The 18,624-nt window shown below is 36.0% G+C and carries 21 protein-coding genes and 1 pseudogene; all 22 read left to right on the forward strand.

Going from position 1 to position 18,624, the window contains the following annotated elements:
- The first annotated feature begins 51 nt into the window (after positions 1-51).
- The 22 genes and pseudogenes from KM885_RS09285 to KM885_RS09385 all read left to right on the forward strand — a co-directional run bounded on the left by KM885_RS09285 (position 52) and on the right by KM885_RS09385 (position 17,781).
- Positions 52-1,299 carry a recombinase family protein gene (locus tag KM885_RS09285; protein ID WP_244986965.1) on the forward strand — a complete coding sequence of 416 codons (1,248 nt, stop codon included), beginning with the start codon at positions 52-54 and terminating at the stop codon, positions 1,297-1,299.
- 6 nt (positions 1,300-1,305) lie between these two features.
- The gene (locus KM885_RS18325) at positions 1,306-1,617 is read left to right on the forward strand and encodes a DNA recombinase (RefSeq protein ID WP_244986966.1); all 312 of its coding nucleotides are present in this window, start codon (positions 1,306-1,308) and stop codon (positions 1,615-1,617) included.
- Positions 1,618-2,031 (forward strand): recombinase family protein, encoded by a 414-nt coding sequence (locus KM885_RS09290; protein ID WP_042357461.1) that lies wholly within the window; start codon positions 1,618-1,620, stop codon positions 2,029-2,031.
- Between the two features lie 3 nt (positions 2,032-2,034).
- Entirely contained in the window at positions 2,035-3,606 is a 1,572-nt protein-coding gene (locus KM885_RS09295) for a recombinase family protein (protein WP_204798472.1), read from the forward strand.
- 430 nt (positions 3,607-4,036) lie between these two features.
- Positions 4,037-5,263 (forward strand): macrolide efflux MFS transporter Mef(A), encoded by a 1,227-nt coding sequence (gene mef(A) / locus KM885_RS09300; RefSeq protein ID WP_042357457.1) that lies wholly within the window; start codon positions 4,037-4,039, stop codon positions 5,261-5,263.
- Positions 5,264-5,376: 113 nt separating this feature from the next.
- Positions 5,377-6,840, forward strand: coding sequence for an ABC-F type ribosomal protection protein Msr(D) (gene msr(D), locus KM885_RS09305; RefSeq protein ID WP_216883845.1), 1,464 nt, complete (start codon positions 5,377-5,379; stop codon positions 6,838-6,840).
- Positions 6,841-7,071: 231 nt separating this feature from the next.
- Positions 7,072-7,911: a nucleotidyltransferase domain-containing protein gene (locus KM885_RS09310; RefSeq protein WP_007750460.1), complete on the forward strand. Its 840-nt coding sequence runs from the start codon at positions 7,072-7,074 to the stop codon at positions 7,909-7,911.
- On the forward strand, positions 7,908-8,549 hold the full coding sequence (locus tag KM885_RS09315) for a Vat family streptogramin A O-acetyltransferase (RefSeq protein ID WP_018664418.1): 642 nt from the start codon (positions 7,908-7,910) through the stop codon (positions 8,547-8,549). The genes KM885_RS09310 and KM885_RS09315 overlap by 4 nt, the downstream gene beginning before the upstream one ends.
- 104 nt (positions 8,550-8,653) lie before the next feature.
- Positions 8,654-9,532: an AraC family transcriptional regulator gene (locus tag KM885_RS09320; RefSeq protein ID WP_039236463.1), complete on the forward strand. Its 879-nt coding sequence runs from the start codon at positions 8,654-8,656 to the stop codon at positions 9,530-9,532.
- 724 nt (positions 9,533-10,256) lie between these two features.
- Positions 10,257-10,664 (forward strand): NAD(+)--rifampin ADP-ribosyltransferase, encoded by a 408-nt coding sequence (arr, locus tag KM885_RS17885; RefSeq protein WP_244986968.1) that lies wholly within the window; start codon positions 10,257-10,259, stop codon positions 10,662-10,664.
- An 823-nt stretch (positions 10,665-11,487) separates the two neighbouring features.
- Positions 11,488-11,907 (forward strand): hypothetical protein, encoded by a 420-nt coding sequence (locus tag KM885_RS09330; RefSeq protein ID WP_047184057.1) that lies wholly within the window; start codon positions 11,488-11,490, stop codon positions 11,905-11,907.
- Positions 11,870-12,715 carry a DUF1835 domain-containing protein gene (locus tag KM885_RS09335; RefSeq protein WP_047184056.1) on the forward strand — a complete coding sequence of 282 codons (846 nt, stop codon included), beginning with the start codon at positions 11,870-11,872 and terminating at the stop codon, positions 12,713-12,715. Before KM885_RS09330 ends, KM885_RS09335 begins: the two co-directional genes overlap by 38 nt.
- A 21-nt stretch (positions 12,716-12,736) precedes the next feature.
- Positions 12,737-12,895 carry a hypothetical protein gene (locus KM885_RS17890; RefSeq protein ID WP_225344101.1) on the forward strand — a complete coding sequence of 53 codons (159 nt, stop codon included), beginning with the start codon at positions 12,737-12,739 and terminating at the stop codon, positions 12,893-12,895.
- A gap of 332 nt (positions 12,896-13,227) precedes the next feature.
- On the forward strand, positions 13,228-13,581 hold the full coding sequence (locus KM885_RS09345) for a hypothetical protein (RefSeq protein WP_060669040.1): 354 nt from the start codon (positions 13,228-13,230) through the stop codon (positions 13,579-13,581).
- Between the two features lie 22 nt (positions 13,582-13,603).
- A complete protein-coding gene (locus KM885_RS09350; protein ID WP_216883848.1) occupies positions 13,604-13,936 on the forward strand; it encodes a hypothetical protein in 333 nt (110 codons plus the stop codon).
- Positions 13,933-14,379, forward strand: a complete 447-nt coding sequence (locus KM885_RS09355) for a hypothetical protein (RefSeq protein WP_216883850.1) — start codon at positions 13,933-13,935, stop codon at positions 14,377-14,379. Before KM885_RS09350 ends, KM885_RS09355 begins: the two co-directional genes overlap by 4 nt.
- A 46-nt stretch (positions 14,380-14,425) precedes the next feature.
- Positions 14,426-15,103: a DUF3885 domain-containing protein gene (locus KM885_RS09360; protein WP_216883852.1), complete on the forward strand. Its 678-nt coding sequence runs from the start codon at positions 14,426-14,428 to the stop codon at positions 15,101-15,103.
- 36 nt (positions 15,104-15,139) lie between these two features.
- Positions 15,140-15,622, forward strand: a complete 483-nt coding sequence (locus tag KM885_RS09365) for a hypothetical protein (protein WP_216883853.1) — start codon at positions 15,140-15,142, stop codon at positions 15,620-15,622.
- A gap of 119 nt (positions 15,623-15,741) precedes the next feature.
- Positions 15,742-16,125 (forward strand): annotated as a pseudogene (locus tag KM885_RS09370) (SMI1/KNR4 family protein).
- Positions 16,126-16,187: 62 nt separating this feature from the next.
- Positions 16,188-16,631 (forward strand): DUF7878 domain-containing protein, encoded by a 444-nt coding sequence (locus tag KM885_RS09375; protein ID WP_216883855.1) that lies wholly within the window; start codon positions 16,188-16,190, stop codon positions 16,629-16,631.
- Positions 16,632-16,660: 29 nt separating this feature from the next.
- Complete coding sequence (locus KM885_RS09380; protein ID WP_216883857.1) at positions 16,661-16,984, forward strand: hypothetical protein; 324 nt, start codon at positions 16,661-16,663, stop codon at positions 16,982-16,984.
- Positions 16,985-17,157: 173 nt separating this feature from the next.
- Complete coding sequence (locus tag KM885_RS09385; protein ID WP_244986967.1) at positions 17,158-17,781, forward strand: hypothetical protein; 624 nt, start codon at positions 17,158-17,160, stop codon at positions 17,779-17,781.
- The last annotated feature ends 843 nt before the right edge of the window (positions 17,782-18,624 follow it).

The following is an 18,624-nucleotide window of genomic DNA, read 5'->3' on the forward strand; positions in this document are numbered from 1 at the left end:
ATATAAGGGTTTCAGAGGTAATATGTGACCTACCAAGAAGGAGGTGAGAGGATGAAAAAGATAACGAAAATAGAAGGAAATCTAGCCAACTCTTTTATTAAGCCAAAAACACGAGTAGTTGCCTACAGCCGAGTTTCAACAGATAGTAATGAACAGCTAGTCAGCTTGCAAGCACAAAAGGCCCATTATGAGACCTACATAAAGGCGAATCCAGAATGGGTATATGCAGGCCTATATTATGATGAGGGAATCAGTGGCACGAAAAAGGAAAACCGCTCTGACCTGCTTAGAATGTTATCAGACTGTGAAACTGGGAGAATTGACTTAATCATTACAAAGTCCATCAGCCGATTTGCGAGAAATACTACAGACTGCTTGGAGATGGTTCGAAAACTGATAGGCCTTGGGGTTCATATCTATTTTGAGAAGGAAAATATTAATACGGGTTCAATGGAAAGTGAATTGATGCTCTCTATTTTAAGTGGGCTTGCAGAAAGTGAGTCAATTTCCATTTCAGAAAATTCGAAGTGGGCCATTCAAAGACGATTTCAAAACGGAACCTTTAAAATTTCCTACCCGCCATATGGTTATCAAAATATTGGCAGTCAAATGATAGTAAACCCCAAGCAGGCTGAAGTTGTGAAGTATATTTTTGCAGAAGTATTATCGGGCAAAGGTACACAGAAAATTGCAGATGATTTGAATCAAAAAGGTATCCCATCAAAAAGAGGTGGCCGTTGGACGGCTACAACCATTCGAGGGATTCTGACCAATGAAAAATATACTGGCGATGTTATTTTGCAAAAGACTTATACTGACAGTCATTTTAATAGGCACACCAATTATGGTGAGAAAGATATGTACCTAGTAGAAAACCATCATGAGGCAATTATCAGCCATGAAGACTTTGAAGCTGTGGATGCTGTTCTCAATCAGAGAGCAAAGGAAAAAGGTATCGAAAAGCGCAACAGCAAATATCTAAACCGATATGCTTTCTCTAGCAAAATTATCTGCTCAGAATGTGGCGGTACCTTTAAAAGACGGATTCATTCATCCGGTCCAAGAAAGTACATTGCTTGGTGCTGCAGTAAGCATATAAGCAATATAACGGAATGTTCTATGCAGTTCATTCGAGATGAAGATATAAAGACTGCATTTGTTACGATGATGAATAAACTAATTTTCGGTCAGAAATTCATACTAAGACCACTTTTGAATGGGTTACGTAACCAGAACAATGCAGCAAGTTTTCGCAGAATTGAAGAGTTGGAAACTAAGATTGAAAACAACATGGAGTAGAGCCAGATGCTGACGGGTTTAATGGCCAAAGGATATCTGGAACCTGCTCTGTTTAATAAAGAAAAGTATTCACTGGAAGCAGAAAGAGAAAGGCTTCTTGTCGAAAAGGATCAACTTACTCGTTCCGTCAATGGGAATTTTGCAAAAGTTGAAGAGGTTGACCGTCTGCTTAAGTTTGCAACTAAGTCCAAAATGCTTACAGCCTATGAGGAAGAGCTGTTTGAAAATTACGTAGAAAAGATTATGGTCTTTTCACGAGAGAAAGTTGGGTTTGAATTAAAATGTGGAATCACATTGAAGGAAAGGTTGGTGAATTAGATGGGTCACACACCCTATGGATATAGAATTGAAGATGGAAAGGCTGTTGTAGATGATATAGCAGCAGAAAAAGTAAAAGAATTATTTTCAGGGTACTTGGCAGGACTTTCTTTGAAGGGTGCCGCTAAAAAAGCTGGCATAGACTGCTACCATGCCACTGCAGGAAAGATGTTACAGAATAAGCACTACCTTGGAGATGAATTCTACCCTCCAATTATTGATGGGGAAACCTTCGAAAAAGCCAAAGTAGAAAAGCGAAGACGAGCAGAAAAGCTAGGAAGGATATGGGAACCTAAAGATGAACCGGAAACTTATTATCCTATAAAGTTCAAAGCAAAACCTCTAGTGCAAAAATATGACGACCCATACAAGCAGGCGGAATATGCCTACAGTTTGATAGAAAGCGAGGTGTAAAAAGTGGCAGTGAGTAGGAATGTAACAGTCATTCCGGCAATTCAACGAATCGGAAATAATAAAAATAGTGAAAGCAAACCCAAAATACGAGTGGCCGCTTACTGTCGTGTTTCAACGGATAGTGAGGAGCAGGCTTCAAGCTATGACATTCAGATCGAGCATTATACAAACTATATTAAGAAGAACAAGGAATGGGAATTGGCAGGAATTTTTGCGGATGACGGCATCACAGGCACAAATACAAAAAAGCGTGAAGAATTCAACCGTATGATTGAAGAGTGTATGGCAGGAAAAATAGACATGATCATCACAAAGTCCATTAGCCGATTTGCCAGAAATACGTTAGACTGCCTTAAATACATCCGTCAGTTAAAGGATAAAAACATTGCTGTGTTCTTCGAGAAAGAGAATATCAACACCATGGATTCCAAGGGTGAAGTCTTGTTGACCATTATGGCATCCCTTGCCCAACAGGAAAGCCAATCCTTAAGCCAAAACGTAAAGCTAGGTATTCAGTATCGATATCAACAAGGTGAAGTTCAGGTCAACCACAAGCGTTTCCTTGGATACACCAAGGATGAAAACAAGCAGCTAGTGATTGATCCAGAGGGAGCTGAGGTGGTTAAACGGATTTATAGGGAGTACCTTGAGGGGGCGAGCCTTTTACAGATAGCAAGAGGACTAGAAGCAGACGATATTCTAACAGCGGCAGGTAAATCAAAATGGAGGCCAGAAACGCTGAAAAAAATACTACAAAATGAAAAGTACATCGGTGATGCCCTTCTACAAAAAACATATACGGTTGATTTCCTTTCTAAAAAGCGAGTCAAGAATAACGGCATCGTTCCCCAGTATTATGTAGAAAACAGCCATGAGCCTATCATTCCACGCGACCTTTTTATGCAGGTTCAAGAAGAGATGGTTCGAAGAGCAAATCTTCGGGGCGGCAAAGGCGGTAAAAAGAGAGTCTATAGCAGCAAGTATGCTTTATCGAGTATTGTTTACTGCGGTCATTGCGGCGATATTTACCGACGAGTACACTGGAATAACCGAGGTTACAAGTCTATTGTTTGGAGATGCGTCAGCCGTTTGGAGGAAAAAGGGTCTGAATGTACGGCCTCTACCATAAACGAGGAAATATTACAGACAGCAGTGGTCAAGGCTATTAACGAACTTTTGGCTAACAAAGAACCCTTCCTCTCAACGTTACAGAAAAATATAGCCACCGTACTTAATGAAGAAAATGATAATGCCACCGTTGATATTGATGGCAAATTGGAAGAATTGCAACAACAGCTTCTAATCCAAGCAAAGTCCAAGAATGACTATGAAGATGTGGCTGATGAAATTTATCGGCTTCGTGAATTGAAGCAAAATGCACTAGTTGAAAATGCAGAGCGAGAAGGAAAAAGGCAACGAATCGCTGAAATGACTGATTTCTTGAATGAACAATCCTGTGAGTTGGAGGAATATGATGAACAGTTAGTAAGGCGACTTATTGAGAAAGTAACGATATATGAAGATAAGCTCACCGTTGAATTCAAGTCTGGGATTGAGATTGACGAAGAGATATAGAATATTAACCGCCAATTAGGGGCTAGCACCCTTTGGCGGTTAATATTGGATTTTTTTAATTTTAAAGTTGCTTAAAACGACTTGTTGTGTTAAAATATACGCTGATACAAATAAGAATTTAGGAGGAACCGAAACTATGACAGCCTCAATGCGTTTAAGATAAGCTGGCAATAAAAAAAGCAGAATCTATCCCCGATGATAGGCTTTTTTGTTGTGCTTATTTATACGATATTGAGCATTCATTAGTTACGGTGAGGATATAGGTCATTTAACTATACCTTTATTTAACTATGTCTTTATTATGAATGTTTCCATATTGTATGTATGCAGACCAAAAGCCACATTGTGGATTTAGGCCTGCATTTTTTATTGCCTAGAATGCTATTCAAAATAGAAATTCAAGCAAAATAATATGCAGGAGATAATATAAATGGAAAAATACAACAATTGGAAACTTAAGTTTTATACAATATGGGCAGGGCAGGCAGTATCATTAATCACTAGTGCCATCCTGCAAATGGCGATTATTTTTTACCTTACAGAAAAAACAGGATCTGCGATGGTCTTGTCTATGGCTTCACTTGTAGGTTTTTTACCCTATGCGGTCTTTGGACCAGCCATTGGTGTATTAGTGGATCGTCATGATAGGAAGAAGATAATGATTGGTGCTGATTTAATTATCGCAGCAGCTGGGGCCGTGCTAGCTATTGTTGCATTGTATATGGAGTTACCTATCTGGATGGTTATGGTAGTATTGTTTATCCGTAGCATTGGAACAGCTTTTCATACCCCGGCTCTCAATGCGGTTACTCCACTTTTAGTACCAGAAGAACAGCTTACGAAATGTGCAGGCTATAGTCAGTCTTTGCAGTCTATAAGCTATATTGTTAGTCCGGCGGTTGCAGCATTGTTATATTCTGTTTGGGAATTAAATGCTATTATTGCCATCGATGTATTGGGTGCTGTGATTGCGTCTATTACGGTAGCAATTGTACGTATTCCTAAGCTTGGCGATCAAGTGCAAAGTTTAAAACCAAATTTCATAAAAGAAATGAAAGATGGAATTGTCGTACTGAAACAAAACAAAGGATTATTTGCCTTATTACTTTTAGGCACACTATATACATTTGTTTATATGCCAATTAATGCACTATACCCTTTATTCAGTATGGAATATTTTAATGGGACACCGATGCATATTTCTATCACCGAAATTGCGTTTGCCTCTGGTATGCTGGCAGGAGGCTTGATATTAGGAAGATTGGGAAGTTACGAAAAGCGTGTACTATTAATAACGGGTTCATTTTTTATGATGGGAGCTAGTTTAGCCATTGCAGGATTACTTCCTTCAAATGGATTTGTAATGTTTGTAGTCTGCTGTGCAATAATGGGGCTTTCGGTGCCATTTTATAGCGGTGTGCAAACAGCTCTTTTTCAGGAGAAAATTAAGCCTGAATATTTAGGACGTATATTTTCTTTGACCGGAAGTATTATGTCATTCGCTATGCCGCTTGGCTTAATCCTTTCTGGGTTTTTTGCTGATAGAATCGGTGTAAATCATTGGTTTTTACTATCAGGTATTTTAATTATTGGCGTTGCTATCGTTTGCCCGATGATGACCGAGATTAGAAAATTAGATTTAAAACAAAATTCATAGGAGGGACATATTTATGTATTTAATTTTCATGTAATTCTTCCTGCTTAAATCGTAGGGTTTTCCCTGCGTACAAGCAAATGAAAACATGCGATTATAGACAGGAGGAAAATGTTATGGAATTGATATTAAAAGCAAAAGACATTCGTGTGGAATTTAAAGGACGCGATGTTTTAGATATAGACGATTTAGAAGTATATGATTATGACCGTATTGGTTTAGTAGGAGCAAATGGTGCAGGAAAAAGCACTTTATTTAAGGTGATTTTAGGAGAATTAACTCCTCCAGGATGTAAAATGAATCGTCTAGGTGAACTTGCCTATATCCCTCAGTTGGACAAGGTAACCTTGCAAGAGGAAAAAGATTTTGGACTTGTAGGCAAGCTTGGTGTTAATCAATTAGATATTCAGACCATGAGCGGCGGTGAAGAAACAAGGCTTAAAATAGCACAAGCTTTATCGGCACAGGTTCATGGTATTTTAGCGGATGAACCTACCAGTCATTTAGACCGTGAAGGAATTGATTTTCTAATCGGACAGCTAAAATATTTTATAGGTGCACTGTTAGTTATTAGCCATGACCGCTATTTTCTTGATGAGGTAGTAGATAAAATATGGGAACTGAAAGATGGCAAAATCACTGAGTATTGGGGAAACTATTCTGATTATCTTCGCCAAAAAGAGGAAGAACGCAAGAGCCAGTCTGCAGAATACGAACAATTTATTGCGGAACGTGCCCGATTGGAAAGGGCTGCGGAGGAAAAGCGAAATCAGGCCCGTAAAATAGAAAAAAAGGCAAAAGGTGCTTCAAAGAAAAAAAGTACTGAAGGCGGAGGGCGTTTAGCTCATCAAAAATCAATGGGAAGTAAGGAAAAAAAGATGCATAATGCCGCTAAGTCCCTAGAACATAGGATTGCGGCCTTAGGAAAAGTAGAAGCCCCAGAAGACATTCGTAGGATTCGTTTCAGGCAAAGTAAAGCATTGGAGCTCCACAATCCATATCCTATTGCTGGTACGGAAATTAATAAAATATTTGGAGATAAGGTATTGTTTGAAAATGTATCTTTTCAAATTCCGCTTGGAGCAAAAGTGGCATTAACTGGTAGTAATGGAACCGGAAAAACAACTTTAATCCAAATGATCTTAAACCATGAAGATGGAATTTCTATTTCACCTAAGGCAAAAATAGGTTACTTTGCACAAAATGGTTACAAGTACAACAGTAATCAGAATGTCCTAGAGTTTATGCAGGAGGATTGTGATTACAATGTATCGGAAATTCGTTCAGTGCTAGCATCCATGGGGGTGAAACAGAATGATATTGGAAAAAGCTTATCTGTTTTAAGCGGCGGAGAAATTATTAAATTATTGCTAGCTAAAATGCTTATGGGTAGATATAACATCTTACTAATGGATGAACCGAGCAACTTCCTTGACATACCAAGCTTAGAGGCTTTGGAAATACTAATGAAGGAGTATGCCGGAACTATAGTATTTATCACCCATGACAATCGGCTACTTGATAATGTGGCTAATGTGATTTATGAAATCAAAGATAAGAAATTAAACTTAGTCCGATAATTATTTTACTTTTCTTATTTGACAGATCGTAAGTAGGGCAGTGAAAAAGATTATGGATTTTATCTAAGCGCTAAGTAGTTTAGATCACTAATCAGGGAAAATAAGGCCTTCAAGATGAATTCTGAAGGCCCCCTTTCCATATAAATATACGTAAAGCATAAGGAACATATGGCAAAAAAGGTGTTTCTCAACATGAGATATAGCTTTTGATATTGAAAGGAGTGATTCAGTATGATAGATAATATTATTCAATCAGTGACAGAAAAATTATCCTCTTTGCCTTATATAGAAGGCATCGTATTAGGGGGTTCTCGTGCAAGAGGCACCCATACAGAGGATTCTGATATAGATTTCGGAATCTATTACAATTCAGAGTTATTTGACATTACAGTAATTAATCAACTTGCTACAGAGTTGGATGATGAGAATAGAAGCAACCTTATTGTACCTCCCGGAGCATGGGGTGATTGGATTAATGGCGGCGGATGGTTAGTCATAAACGGATATCATGTGGACTTAATTTTACGTGATATTAAACGGGTGGTACAAATAATCAAAGATACGGAGCAAGGAATTGCTACTGCTAATTATCAGACGGGGCATCCCCATGGATATATAAGTGCTATGTATCGAGGAGAATTAGCGATTAGCAAAATACTATATGCTAATGATGAAAACTTTTATGAGTTTAAAAAGCAAGCAGAACGTTATCCAACCGCTTTGCAGAAAGGATTAACTGAATTTTTTATGTTTGAGGCAGGTTTCTCTTTAATGTTTGCTGAGAACAATATAGATAAAGACGATGTATCCTATGTTTGCGGGCATTGCTTTCGAAGCATATCTTCCCTTAATCAAGTCTTATTTGCAGTAAATAAAGAATACTGTATAAATGAAAAAAAGGCTGTTAAGATGATCGAGGATTTTAAGATCAAGCCAAGCGATTACAAGGAAAGGGTCGATAAGGTTATTTCCTTAATATCAACTAATGTAGATTGTACAAGAAAAGGAATAGAGATTCTTCAAAGACTAGTAAATGAGGTTGAATACCTGAAAGGAGCCCATATTCAATGACGGGGCCAGATAAGAAAAAGCTTTATCCGAATGAAAATATAAAGACGGTTTGCTATATAAGTAATCTACCTAAAAGACCAAATGTTGAGATTGGTGAATACACTTATTACAGCGACAATAATAAATCTCCTGAGAAATTTTATGATAATATAGAGCACCACTACGAATTTCTTGGAGATAAACTCATTATAGGCAAGTTCTGTGCAATTGCAGCGGGTGTTAAGTTTATCATGAATGGTGCAAATCATAGAATGGATGGAATTACAACCTATCCCTTTAATATCTTTGGCTGTGGATGGGAAAAAGTGACTCCTACAATAGAACAACTTCCTTTTAAGGGTGACACAGTGATTGGCAATGATGTGTGGATAGGTCAAAATGTAACCATAATGCCAGGTGTTAAAATTGGAGATGGTGCGATTATTGCTGCTAACTCAACAGTAGTAAAAAGTGTTGAACCCTATTCAATATATGGTGGGAATCCAGCTAAGTTTATCAAAAAACGCTTTAGTGACGAAAAGATTGAATTCTTGCTAAAGCTTCAATGGTGGAATTGGAGCGAAGAGGAAATATTTAATAATCTTGAAATGTTAACATCCGAAGCAGGGTTAGAGCAATTAATGAATAAACAAATGTAAACTAAAGGGTTTCCCGAATAAGGTGAGTCGACTACATTGTGCACAGATTGTCGGATGGGTAAATGCATCCTCTGATAATATTGATGATGAAAGGAGGTTGTTTGATGGATTCTTTAAGAAGTATGAATAATGCATTGGCATATATTGAAGAGCACTTAACAGAGGAAATTGATTATAGTGAAGTATCTAAAATTGCTTATTGTTCAGAGTATCATTTCAAGCGGATGTTTTCTTTTTTAGCAGGCATAAGTTTATCAGAATATATTCGGAGAAGAAGACTGACGTTGGCTGCACTTGATCTGAAAGATAGGGATTTGAGAATAATTGATGTAGCCGTCAAATATGGCTATAATTCGGCTGATTCATTTTCCCGTGCTTTTCATTCCCTGCATGGCATTCTCCCTTCTGAGGCAAGGAGTGAGAATACACAATTAAAAGCTTATCCTCGAATGACCTTTCAATTATCAATTAAAGGAGGATGCGAAATGAACTATCGTATTGTTGAGAAAGGACCTTTTAAGTTAGTAGGATTTAAGAAGAGAGTTCCAATTATTTTTAAAGGTGTCAATCCAGAGATTGCAAAAATGACTGAACTTTTAACCACGGATGTTATTAAACAATTAAAAGCAATTTCAAATGTAGAACCAACAGGTATTATTAGTGCTTCCACTAATTTCTCGGAAGGAAGAATGGAAGAAAGAGGAGAACTAGATCATTACATCGGTGTAGCAACTTCAAGTGATGAAACAGCAGAATTTGATGTATTAAAAATTGATGCTAGTACTTGGGCTGTATTTGAATCGATTGGACCATTCCCGGAAACACTTCAAAATGTGTGGGGTAGGATATATTCAGAGTGGTTTCCATCATCAGGATACGAGGCGGTTGAAGGTCCTGAAATTTTATGGAGTGAGAGTCCAGACACTGGGAATCCTAAGTATAGAAGCGAAATTTGGATTCCAGTAAAGAAAAAAGACTATTAATTACATTAATGTTTACGAAAAGGGCGCTCCTATTAAGAGTGCCCTTTTCGTAAACGGTACGATTGGTGAATGTTTGGCGTAGCTAATTTCGGGTTGTGCTAGGCACCCCCGAAACAATAAAAGCTTAACTTCACTGATAATATACTCTTCCTCACTTTAATTATAACATATACAAAATTGCAAATATAGACTGTTCGTTCTGAATTTCAACTGCTATACTTCGATAGTATATTAGTGAGATTTGTTGGGGGATTTGGGATAGTGATTATTTTGGTCTGCTTCATTAATCGACGAATTGGCAAAAGGCAAGCCAATGGAGAAGATCTTGAGCAGTTGAAGTTCTGGATATACTCATCATAACATTCAATTAATTTGGAGGTAAGATTAGATGAATAAAAAATTTGATCCAAATAACGTTATTATTAAAATCTGCATGAGTAGGATGGGATTGGAGGACTGTGGAAACAGTGAGGGTGCGATTGCGATGTTTCATAAAGCATGGCACGAAGCAACGGATGACTATGAAAGATTTATCGCAGCTTATCATTTAGCTCGTATACAAGAAAATATTACAGATAAATTAAAATGGATGGAAACATCCTTACAGTGTGCACAAAATATAGATGATGATAACGTTAAGAGTGCTTACTCCACGTTGTATATAAACATTGCCAACTGTTATGAGGAGTTGGGTGATTCTGAACAGGCAACTAGAAATTATGAATTGGCCAAATCATATAATGGTGCACTAACAGATAAAGGCCCATTTTACCATGGGACAAAGGCAGATTTGAAAGTTGGTGATTTTCTGATAGCGGGTGGAAATTCAAATTACAAACCTGGGCTTAAAATGAACCATATTTATTTCACTGCTAATGTCAATGGGGCAGGTCTTGCAGCAGCATTAGCAAAAGGAAAAGAACGCGTTTATATAGTAGAACCTACAGGTGAATTTGAAAACGACCCAAATGTTACTGACAAAAAGTTCCCTGGTAACTTAACGCGTTCTTATCGCTCACAAGAACCTTTAAAAATTATTGGTGAAGAAACAGAGTGGACGAAACCGACAGCTACTAAGCGACGAGAATGGCATGAAAATTTAGCTAAAAACAAAGGCGATATTATTAACTAAACACATTTAATGGTGTGATAGTTGAAGGTCGATATGTTCCCGCCTACCGATAGTGCCAAAAACGTAGTGGATATGTTTCCGAGAACGGATACGCTCAAATGACATTCATTCTGTCCTCTCGAGCCATATCGAAGCAGTTTGTTGGTTGGAGAGGAAGTGTATAACTAAAATAAACACCTGACTGTCAAAATAAACTCTTGCTAACTTCACCACAATTCTGTAAGAATAAACATTTGCTTTTTCAATCTAAAACTCAACAATTACTCGGATAATAGATGAATGAATGGGGGAGAAAAGAGTTCTTTTTCTTCCCTCTATTATGGCAGAACTTTATTCCAACTTCGAAAAAACCATGAAAAATAGCCGAAAAAGGCCCGAAAAACGGTCATTTTTGAACCGAGAAAGTGTGAAAATAGGGGTTCCGTAGCAAAACTTTATTATAACTCAAACGGTGGAATGCGGGTTGGAGGGGCGGAAAAAAGCAGGGGTTTATTATGGTTGTACATTAATCCTTGCTCTTATTCGGTTTATCCAATATCGCACTCAATTACAAATCAATATCTTTTCAATATTTTCCTCTTTATTCTTTATCTCTTATCTCAACCATTTTCTTTCCTCTATTAAGCTCTTTGTTTTTTATTCAAGTATCAGTCATTCTCTCAAATTACTGAGTTAGGGTGTTGTAACCACTATATGTTGTATACGGGAATTGAAACTGAAACTATCATATAGACAATACCGTATTAGAGGTTATTATTAAATTACAGAGTGATGAAATCTACTAGGATAGCAATTAATTATCAACATAAATGAGGGTTATAAAATGACGTATTACTATTATTTAGCATCAGATCAAAAAATGGGATTAGGTACTGGAACACTAGATTTAACAGTGGCGGATGATATTATTCCGGGTTTCGATTATCCAGTTCAATTAGAAATAATGAATGGAATTGAAAAAGAATGGGAGTTACGTGAACTATTACAGTATATTCGTAACCATACTGCTTCATATAAAGTCTGTACTGTACAAATAGCTAATTTATTAAATTCGAACAAAGTTGAAATGAAGGTACGGGAAAAATCAAAAATATTGTTACATGAGATTAGTGACCCAAAACAAATATTGCTATCAGAAGGACAATTGTTGACGATTAAGAAAGTACCAGTTTTTATGAAATGGAACAAACAGAGGAGTAAAAAGGATGATACATATTCTATCAAGTGCATCAGCTTCAGGTAGTTTGCAGTTTGCTTTAAAAAAGATGGGTCTTGATAAGAAGGAAAGGATAATTTTCTTTAATGATATATTTTCGGTAGGCCCAGTCTGGAAGTTAAGTGAAGAGATTGGCGTAAAATCAAGAGATGAGTGGATGAAACAATCCATGAGCGATAAGTTCTTTGAATACAATGGTTACAGGGAACGTTTCGAAATGGTAATGAATCAAATTAACCTTATACCTGATGGCGAGCATGTGACTATTTGGGTTTCTGATAACGCTCATGAACAAACAGGAATGCGGTATATTGTACATCTTTTAAAGGAGAAAAACATTGATATTACGGTGATTAATACGACAGCAGCATATAAAGAGCTTTTTCAGGTAAAAAAGGTAAAATACAAGGTACTTCATACAGGTGAAATACCTTCCGAGAAGTTGCAATTTATTTATGAACAGGATTTTGGTCAGTTTTTAACATTAATTACGGACCATGATCGAGAAGAGTTAGAAAGGGAATGGCTTTCTCTTGGTGAAAGTCATGAAACGTTAAGAGTATGGCGGAATGGGAGGCTTCAAAGTATCACTGAAGATTACTATGATGATTTTATTGTGAAAAAGGCAAAAAGGCTGTTCGGTAAACAAAATGAATTTATAAGTGTAGCTAGAGTAATTGGAGAAGTGCTAGGGCATCTGGATCAATATTTAGGGGATGCTTTTCTCGAATATCGAATAAGGAAGTTAATTAATTCTGGAGTATTTGAACTAGAAGGTGATCTGAGGTCAAGATGTTTTTATAGTTTGAAGCTAAATAGAAATGAAAGCGATTAGTATTGCTAGGAAGGAATGGAAATGCTGGACGTTTCGGAGAATGTTAAGGGGAAACGCTATAAACAATTGATAGACTTATTATCGAAACATTGCAATCGTTTTGCTTTTGTTGAAAATAGACAAATGATGGAGATTGAAGAAGAACGTCTAGCTTATGTTGATATATTGATAGCAGATTGAAGAACATCTGATTAAAAGGAAAATTCAACGAGAATGGGAAACTACCAGACTTGGCGAAGGAACAGCATATGTTTATTGTTTTCAACTCAATAATGCGACAAGAGAATTTTTAAAAGAACGCAGTCATTCCCTTTTTGGCTGGAATGGTTTGGAACTGCCAGAAGACCTCATGTTTTATCAAGATGATCAATGTATATTGGCTGGGTGTTCACACGAGGGGTACTTTATGGTTGATGAAACAATTTGGAACAACTTTTTATTGAAGTAGCAAAGGGCATTTGTTGACGATTAAGGGAGTATCCACTTTTAATTAAAAATGGAGGTTGTCATCCTTGAACTGTTGTTGTGCTAGCGGTGATACAAATGATTTAAAAATTGAAGGAGATGTTGGGGCAGATCCAATTTGGTGCAATAGATGTGGATGTAATCTTGACATAGGAGATGTTCCGATTTCAGCTAGTTTACAAGAGGAATTATCGTCTTGGGCAGTAAAGCATGGGAACTGGTTAGATTGGGAACGAGATAAATTGCTTCCTAACGGGATCAAGCTGGAAGATAAATTTAATCGAATTGGGCTCAATTTAACAGAAAAGGTAAAGCAGGAAATAGGAATAAACTACAATATAAAATTCATACCATCTACCAGTGCGAGATTCTATGCAAAAGTACAAAATGGCTTTTTATAATATACGAATTGGAGCGGATTGCATGAATAAGCAAATGTATTTTGATTCGGAAAACTATACTGGAAATCATTTACATGTAGGAAACTGGAAGGATGAACTCAATCCATTAATTGAGGGAATAGCATGGGTAAGGCAAGATGGCTCCATGGATCTATTCTTTGACGATTTTAAATCGGATTGTGAACGGCAAGAGCTGTTTGTTAATAAGGGATATTATTACGATAAGTTTAAGGGTGGTTATATATGCACTGTAAATACGGATGAGGAAGCATATGTCATGTTCCAAAAATGGGTTGATGAAGTATTATATTTATATCGAAATAAGGATAAAACTTCGTGTGAGGAAACAGAATGAAACAAATTAGGCTGTTGAATTGGTTAATAGAAGTTGATGTAGGTAAAACAAAAGAATTCTATGAAAAAGATATAGAACTGTGCCATTGTTTATACTGTGAAAATTATATGGAGGCGGTTAAGTATGTAGCTCCATCCATCATAGAAGTATTTACTACGTTAGGAATTAATCCTTCCAAACCAAGCCATTTATCTGAGTTTGGAGAACTGGAAGATGGTTTAGGTTTATATATTGGGAGTTATCATTTAGTTGGTAGATTAGTAGAGGGAGAGTTTTGTACAGATTCTGAATGGAATGATACGAACACAGCAGGAATTAATAATTTTACATTTGGATTCAAGAAAGAGGTATCGTTAGTTCACGACGAGTTGCAACAACCTATTTTACAATTAGATTTCGAAGCCTGTATTCCTTGGGTATTAAGCGAAAAGCCTGATGATTAAATATTATCTATCCTAAACAGATTGCCATAGAAGGAGACAATTAAGGGTGAAATTAAAAGAATATATACACACTACCTTCCCTGGACTTGTTTTGAAGCCAAGTCTTTATTCTCAATGGGATAAAGGTATCCATTTTGAATTAGCTAAAGGATTATATCAATTGAAAGAGAATACAGATGAGCTAAATCCTGATTATTTTAATACAGTCTATGATCAAGCCATTACACTTTTTAATAATTTATTCTCTGACGATGACCAAATCTTTTTGGTAACGAATGTGTATCGGTATAGAGAATATAATACAAGAAGTAGAAGGAAGTTAAAGGTCTATCTTCATTATATTAAAAGTAAAGATGTCCGTGTACGGTTAACACAAGAAACACTGCCCTATATGTTTGATGATGAAGAAGAGGTTGAGGTGAAGTGCACATCCCAATTCTCACTACAATGCCACAAACAAGATATTCGTTATACAACGCTAATAAAAGCAATTTGTAATCAAGATTTTCCATCAGCAAAACCAAGAATACATAATCCATATAACTTATATGAGCCAGATGTATTTTTTATAAATGCAACGAGAAATGTTCTTTTTTACATCTATGATGATAGAGGGTGTGAAGTTATTGCAAGTGATTTGGAAACGATACGCCCTATATATGAGAAATATACTGATTGGATTGATGAATATTGTCGTGAAGAGATAGATCAACGCTTTAAGTAACATTTGAAATGTTCTGTACGAAGGAGAGAGTGATTATTGTATTCATGGAGAGTAACAAAATATAATCCCTTAAAAAGGGATGTTGAAGGCAATTATCTGGATCATGAAGAATGGACTGACTTTTCGGATGTCGGAACAAAGGTTAGTATAGAGGAATATCTAAAAACAGAGCAAAATTACATAAACGCTATTCGTTCATTTATGGATGAAATAGGCTTAGATAGAATTTATATTAATGCCTTAGAACAATGGTCTGACGAGGTTAGAAATCAACAAGCTAAAGAATTCCTATCAAAGATTTGGATCGGAAAGTTGGTAACTATTCAAGAGATTCAAGAACTAGCCAAGTTAACGTTACGTAATGCGATTTGGTGCAAATTAGAGTTTAAAAAGCAGTTCTTTGTACATTTTGGAGAAGATTATTATATGTATATTGGAGCAAGTAGAGATTGTAAAAAAGCAATAGACGCTGCTACAAAGTCTGGTTTATTCGTTGAAAAGTTTAATACTCCTTATTAAAGGGTTTATTTATAGACGAATTTGATGAAAGATACGAAAAAGCAAGGAGAAAACAAAACAGAAAGAAGGAACTCACTTGAAAAAGGAGTATCTGGCAAGTCGATGACGAATATGGTTCTATGCCAATTACGAATAAAGATGTGAAAAAAGCGGAAGAGGAATTAAAAGTTAAATTACCTGAAGGTTACATAAGTCTTTTGAAAGAGCAGAATGGTGGGTACATCATCTACGATTCGTTTCCAACAAATTTCCCAACATTGTGGGCAGATGATCATATTAATGTAGATTATATTAGAGGCATTGGTGGAGAAGAGAGTATTCAGGAAAGTGAATATTTAATTGATTAGTGGGGATTACCGAAGAAGGTAGTTCTTATTTCAGGAGACGGTCATACATGGATTGCTTTTGATTATAGATATACAGATGAAAATCCACCCATTATTCTCATTGATCATGATGGAGAAGAAATTACTGAGATAGCTCCAGACTTTGATCATTTCTAAATGGATTAACTAACCTGGAAGATTGATTATTCTTTTTATTTAACTGGAGAGGTGAGTGAATTTTGAATACGTTAAAGTTGAAATTTGAATTAGATTCATCGAGTTTTATTGAACCAAAACTTATTAAAAAGAGAAGCGGTAAGCTATTAGTTGATATACAAGGTAGGTTAGAGGTATTTTTAAATGATCATTGTTTCTTCTTAGAACCTTCGCTAGCCCTGCTTGAGTTTGGAATGGCATTAAAAAACTGGAGGCAGGAAGAGGATTTTCATTACTATACCATTGAACATGATGAAAGAGAAGGTCCTATTTTAGCGTTTAATAAAATAGAGGAAAACTACTGGACAATATATTCAATTTGGCAATTGTATGAATCTAAGGAGTTGTTAGATCTGGATAGAATTATTGAAGCAGTAGATTTATTCCTACTTGAATTAGATAGAGAATTACTAAAGAAATATGGATTTAATATGGATGAATTCATAACAAGCAAGTGGATATTTTGATGTTAATATTGAGGCAGGAAGTCTGAGATATGAAATACATTTGCCCTGTTTGTGGTTATAAAGGACTGGACGAACCAGCATATAATAATGAAGAAAAATTAGAGGGCGGCTCTTATGAAATATGTATGTGCTGTCAATTTCAATTTGCCGTAGATGATGATGTTGAATCGGAAAATGGAGAATTTTTAACAGTAAAAGATGCACATAATATTTACCGAAATATTTGGTTCAGTTTTGGTGCACCTGTTTTTATAATTGAATATTATCCCTCTGAATATCAAGAAAATGGGAAAGTGGAGCGGGAGCATTTAGAAAAGCAATTTAAAAATATAGGTATAAACTTAAATGAGTAATTATGATATGATCTTTAAATAAAAAACCTATTAATTTAAAGCCTTAGAATTGCACTTTACAACATATTATACGGGGATAGAGGGAGATTCCGATAGAACTATTAGAATTATATTATAAAAGATACATAAAAACTGTACAGCCCTCAGATTACGTGGAGTGGGCACATCACCACTTGCACTTTGATGTACTTGAAATTAAGAAGTTAGCGAGTATGGATAAGCGGGAGAAATTAAATTTATTTGAAGTGGAAAAGATGTTTGACGATGCAATGAAAATCATTCAATGGGAAGAACCATCGAAAGAACAATGTGTAGAATATCATATAAAATACCTTCATTCTCAACTGTTATTACCTGTAGAAAATGCCATGTTGTTAGTAAAAGAGATTTATGACTGTACAATCGAACATGACTTATTGGAGGGACAGATGAACTGGCAGGAAATCAGTGATGCCATAGATAATTTTCAGTATGGAGATAACTATTACGGCTATACCCTGGATAAGATCAATAAAAAGATTGTTGCTCATGCACGTAATCTATGGCATACAAAAATAAGTGATATCAAGTTTAAGGAACTGATTGGACAAAAAGTTACTGCCATTGATTCAGAAGTTCACTTCATTATTCAGTTGGAAAAAGGGGCAATTGTTATTGAGTGCCCTTGGCGAATTCGAAATACAGGTGGAATATTGTTAGGAGAAACAGATATTCAATCTAACCAAAGTGAATGGAAATCGGTTAAAGAACTATTGGTTGGTAAAAAGGTTGAAGATATTCGGCTTGTCCCCTTCTGATTATTCAATTTGACAATATCTTTTTGGACGTATTTCATGCCAGTTCCTACTTCGATGGATGGACATTAACCGATCATGGAGATTTCTATATATTCTCGATGCATGGTGGAAGTATTGCATAGGTTAAAGAAAGTAATTTAAGGAGTAAATCTATTTCTTATTTCTAAAATTCTTCTTTCTACTATGTAGATCTCGAATAAACACCTGACTGTCATAATAAACTCTTGCTAACTTCACCACCATATCCGTAATAATAAACATTTGCTTTTTCAATATCAAACTCATTAAAAATTCGGGCTTTCCTCAACAGGAGCCCGAGTTTTTTCATGCCTTTTTCAATATCATTTCAATACAGTTATGTTCCTAAATCCTGTCATTACTGGGTTTATCCAATATCCAATTCAATAATAAATCAATACTCATTCAATACTTTTCTCTTTTCTCTTGATCTCTTTTTTCCATTATTTTTCTTCATTCCATTCCCAAAACTTTATTCCAACTTCGAAAAAACCATGAAAAAACAGCCGAAAAAGGCCGGAAAAACGGTCATTTTTGAACCAAGAAAGTGTGAAAATAGGGGTTCCGTAGCAAAACTTTATTATGACTCGAACGGTGGAATGCGGGTTGGAGGGGTGGGGTTTTAGCAGATGATTATTCTTATGGTACAGAAGTTGTCTAACTAAAATAAACAATTCCTAATTAAAATAAACATTACCGATTCCGACGCCATTTCCGTTAAAATAAACTTTACCGATTTCGGAGTTGGGTAAGCGTCAAATATAGACCACCTTCTAATATTAATTGGGCTATGTAATAATCTCCTTAAGAAAATCTTTAAGGGGG

The sequence above is a fragment of the Oceanobacillus caeni genome, assembly GCF_019037185.1.
In the GTDB taxonomy this organism is placed as follows: Bacteria; Bacillota; Bacilli; order Bacillales; family Amphibacillaceae; genus Oceanobacillus; species Oceanobacillus caeni.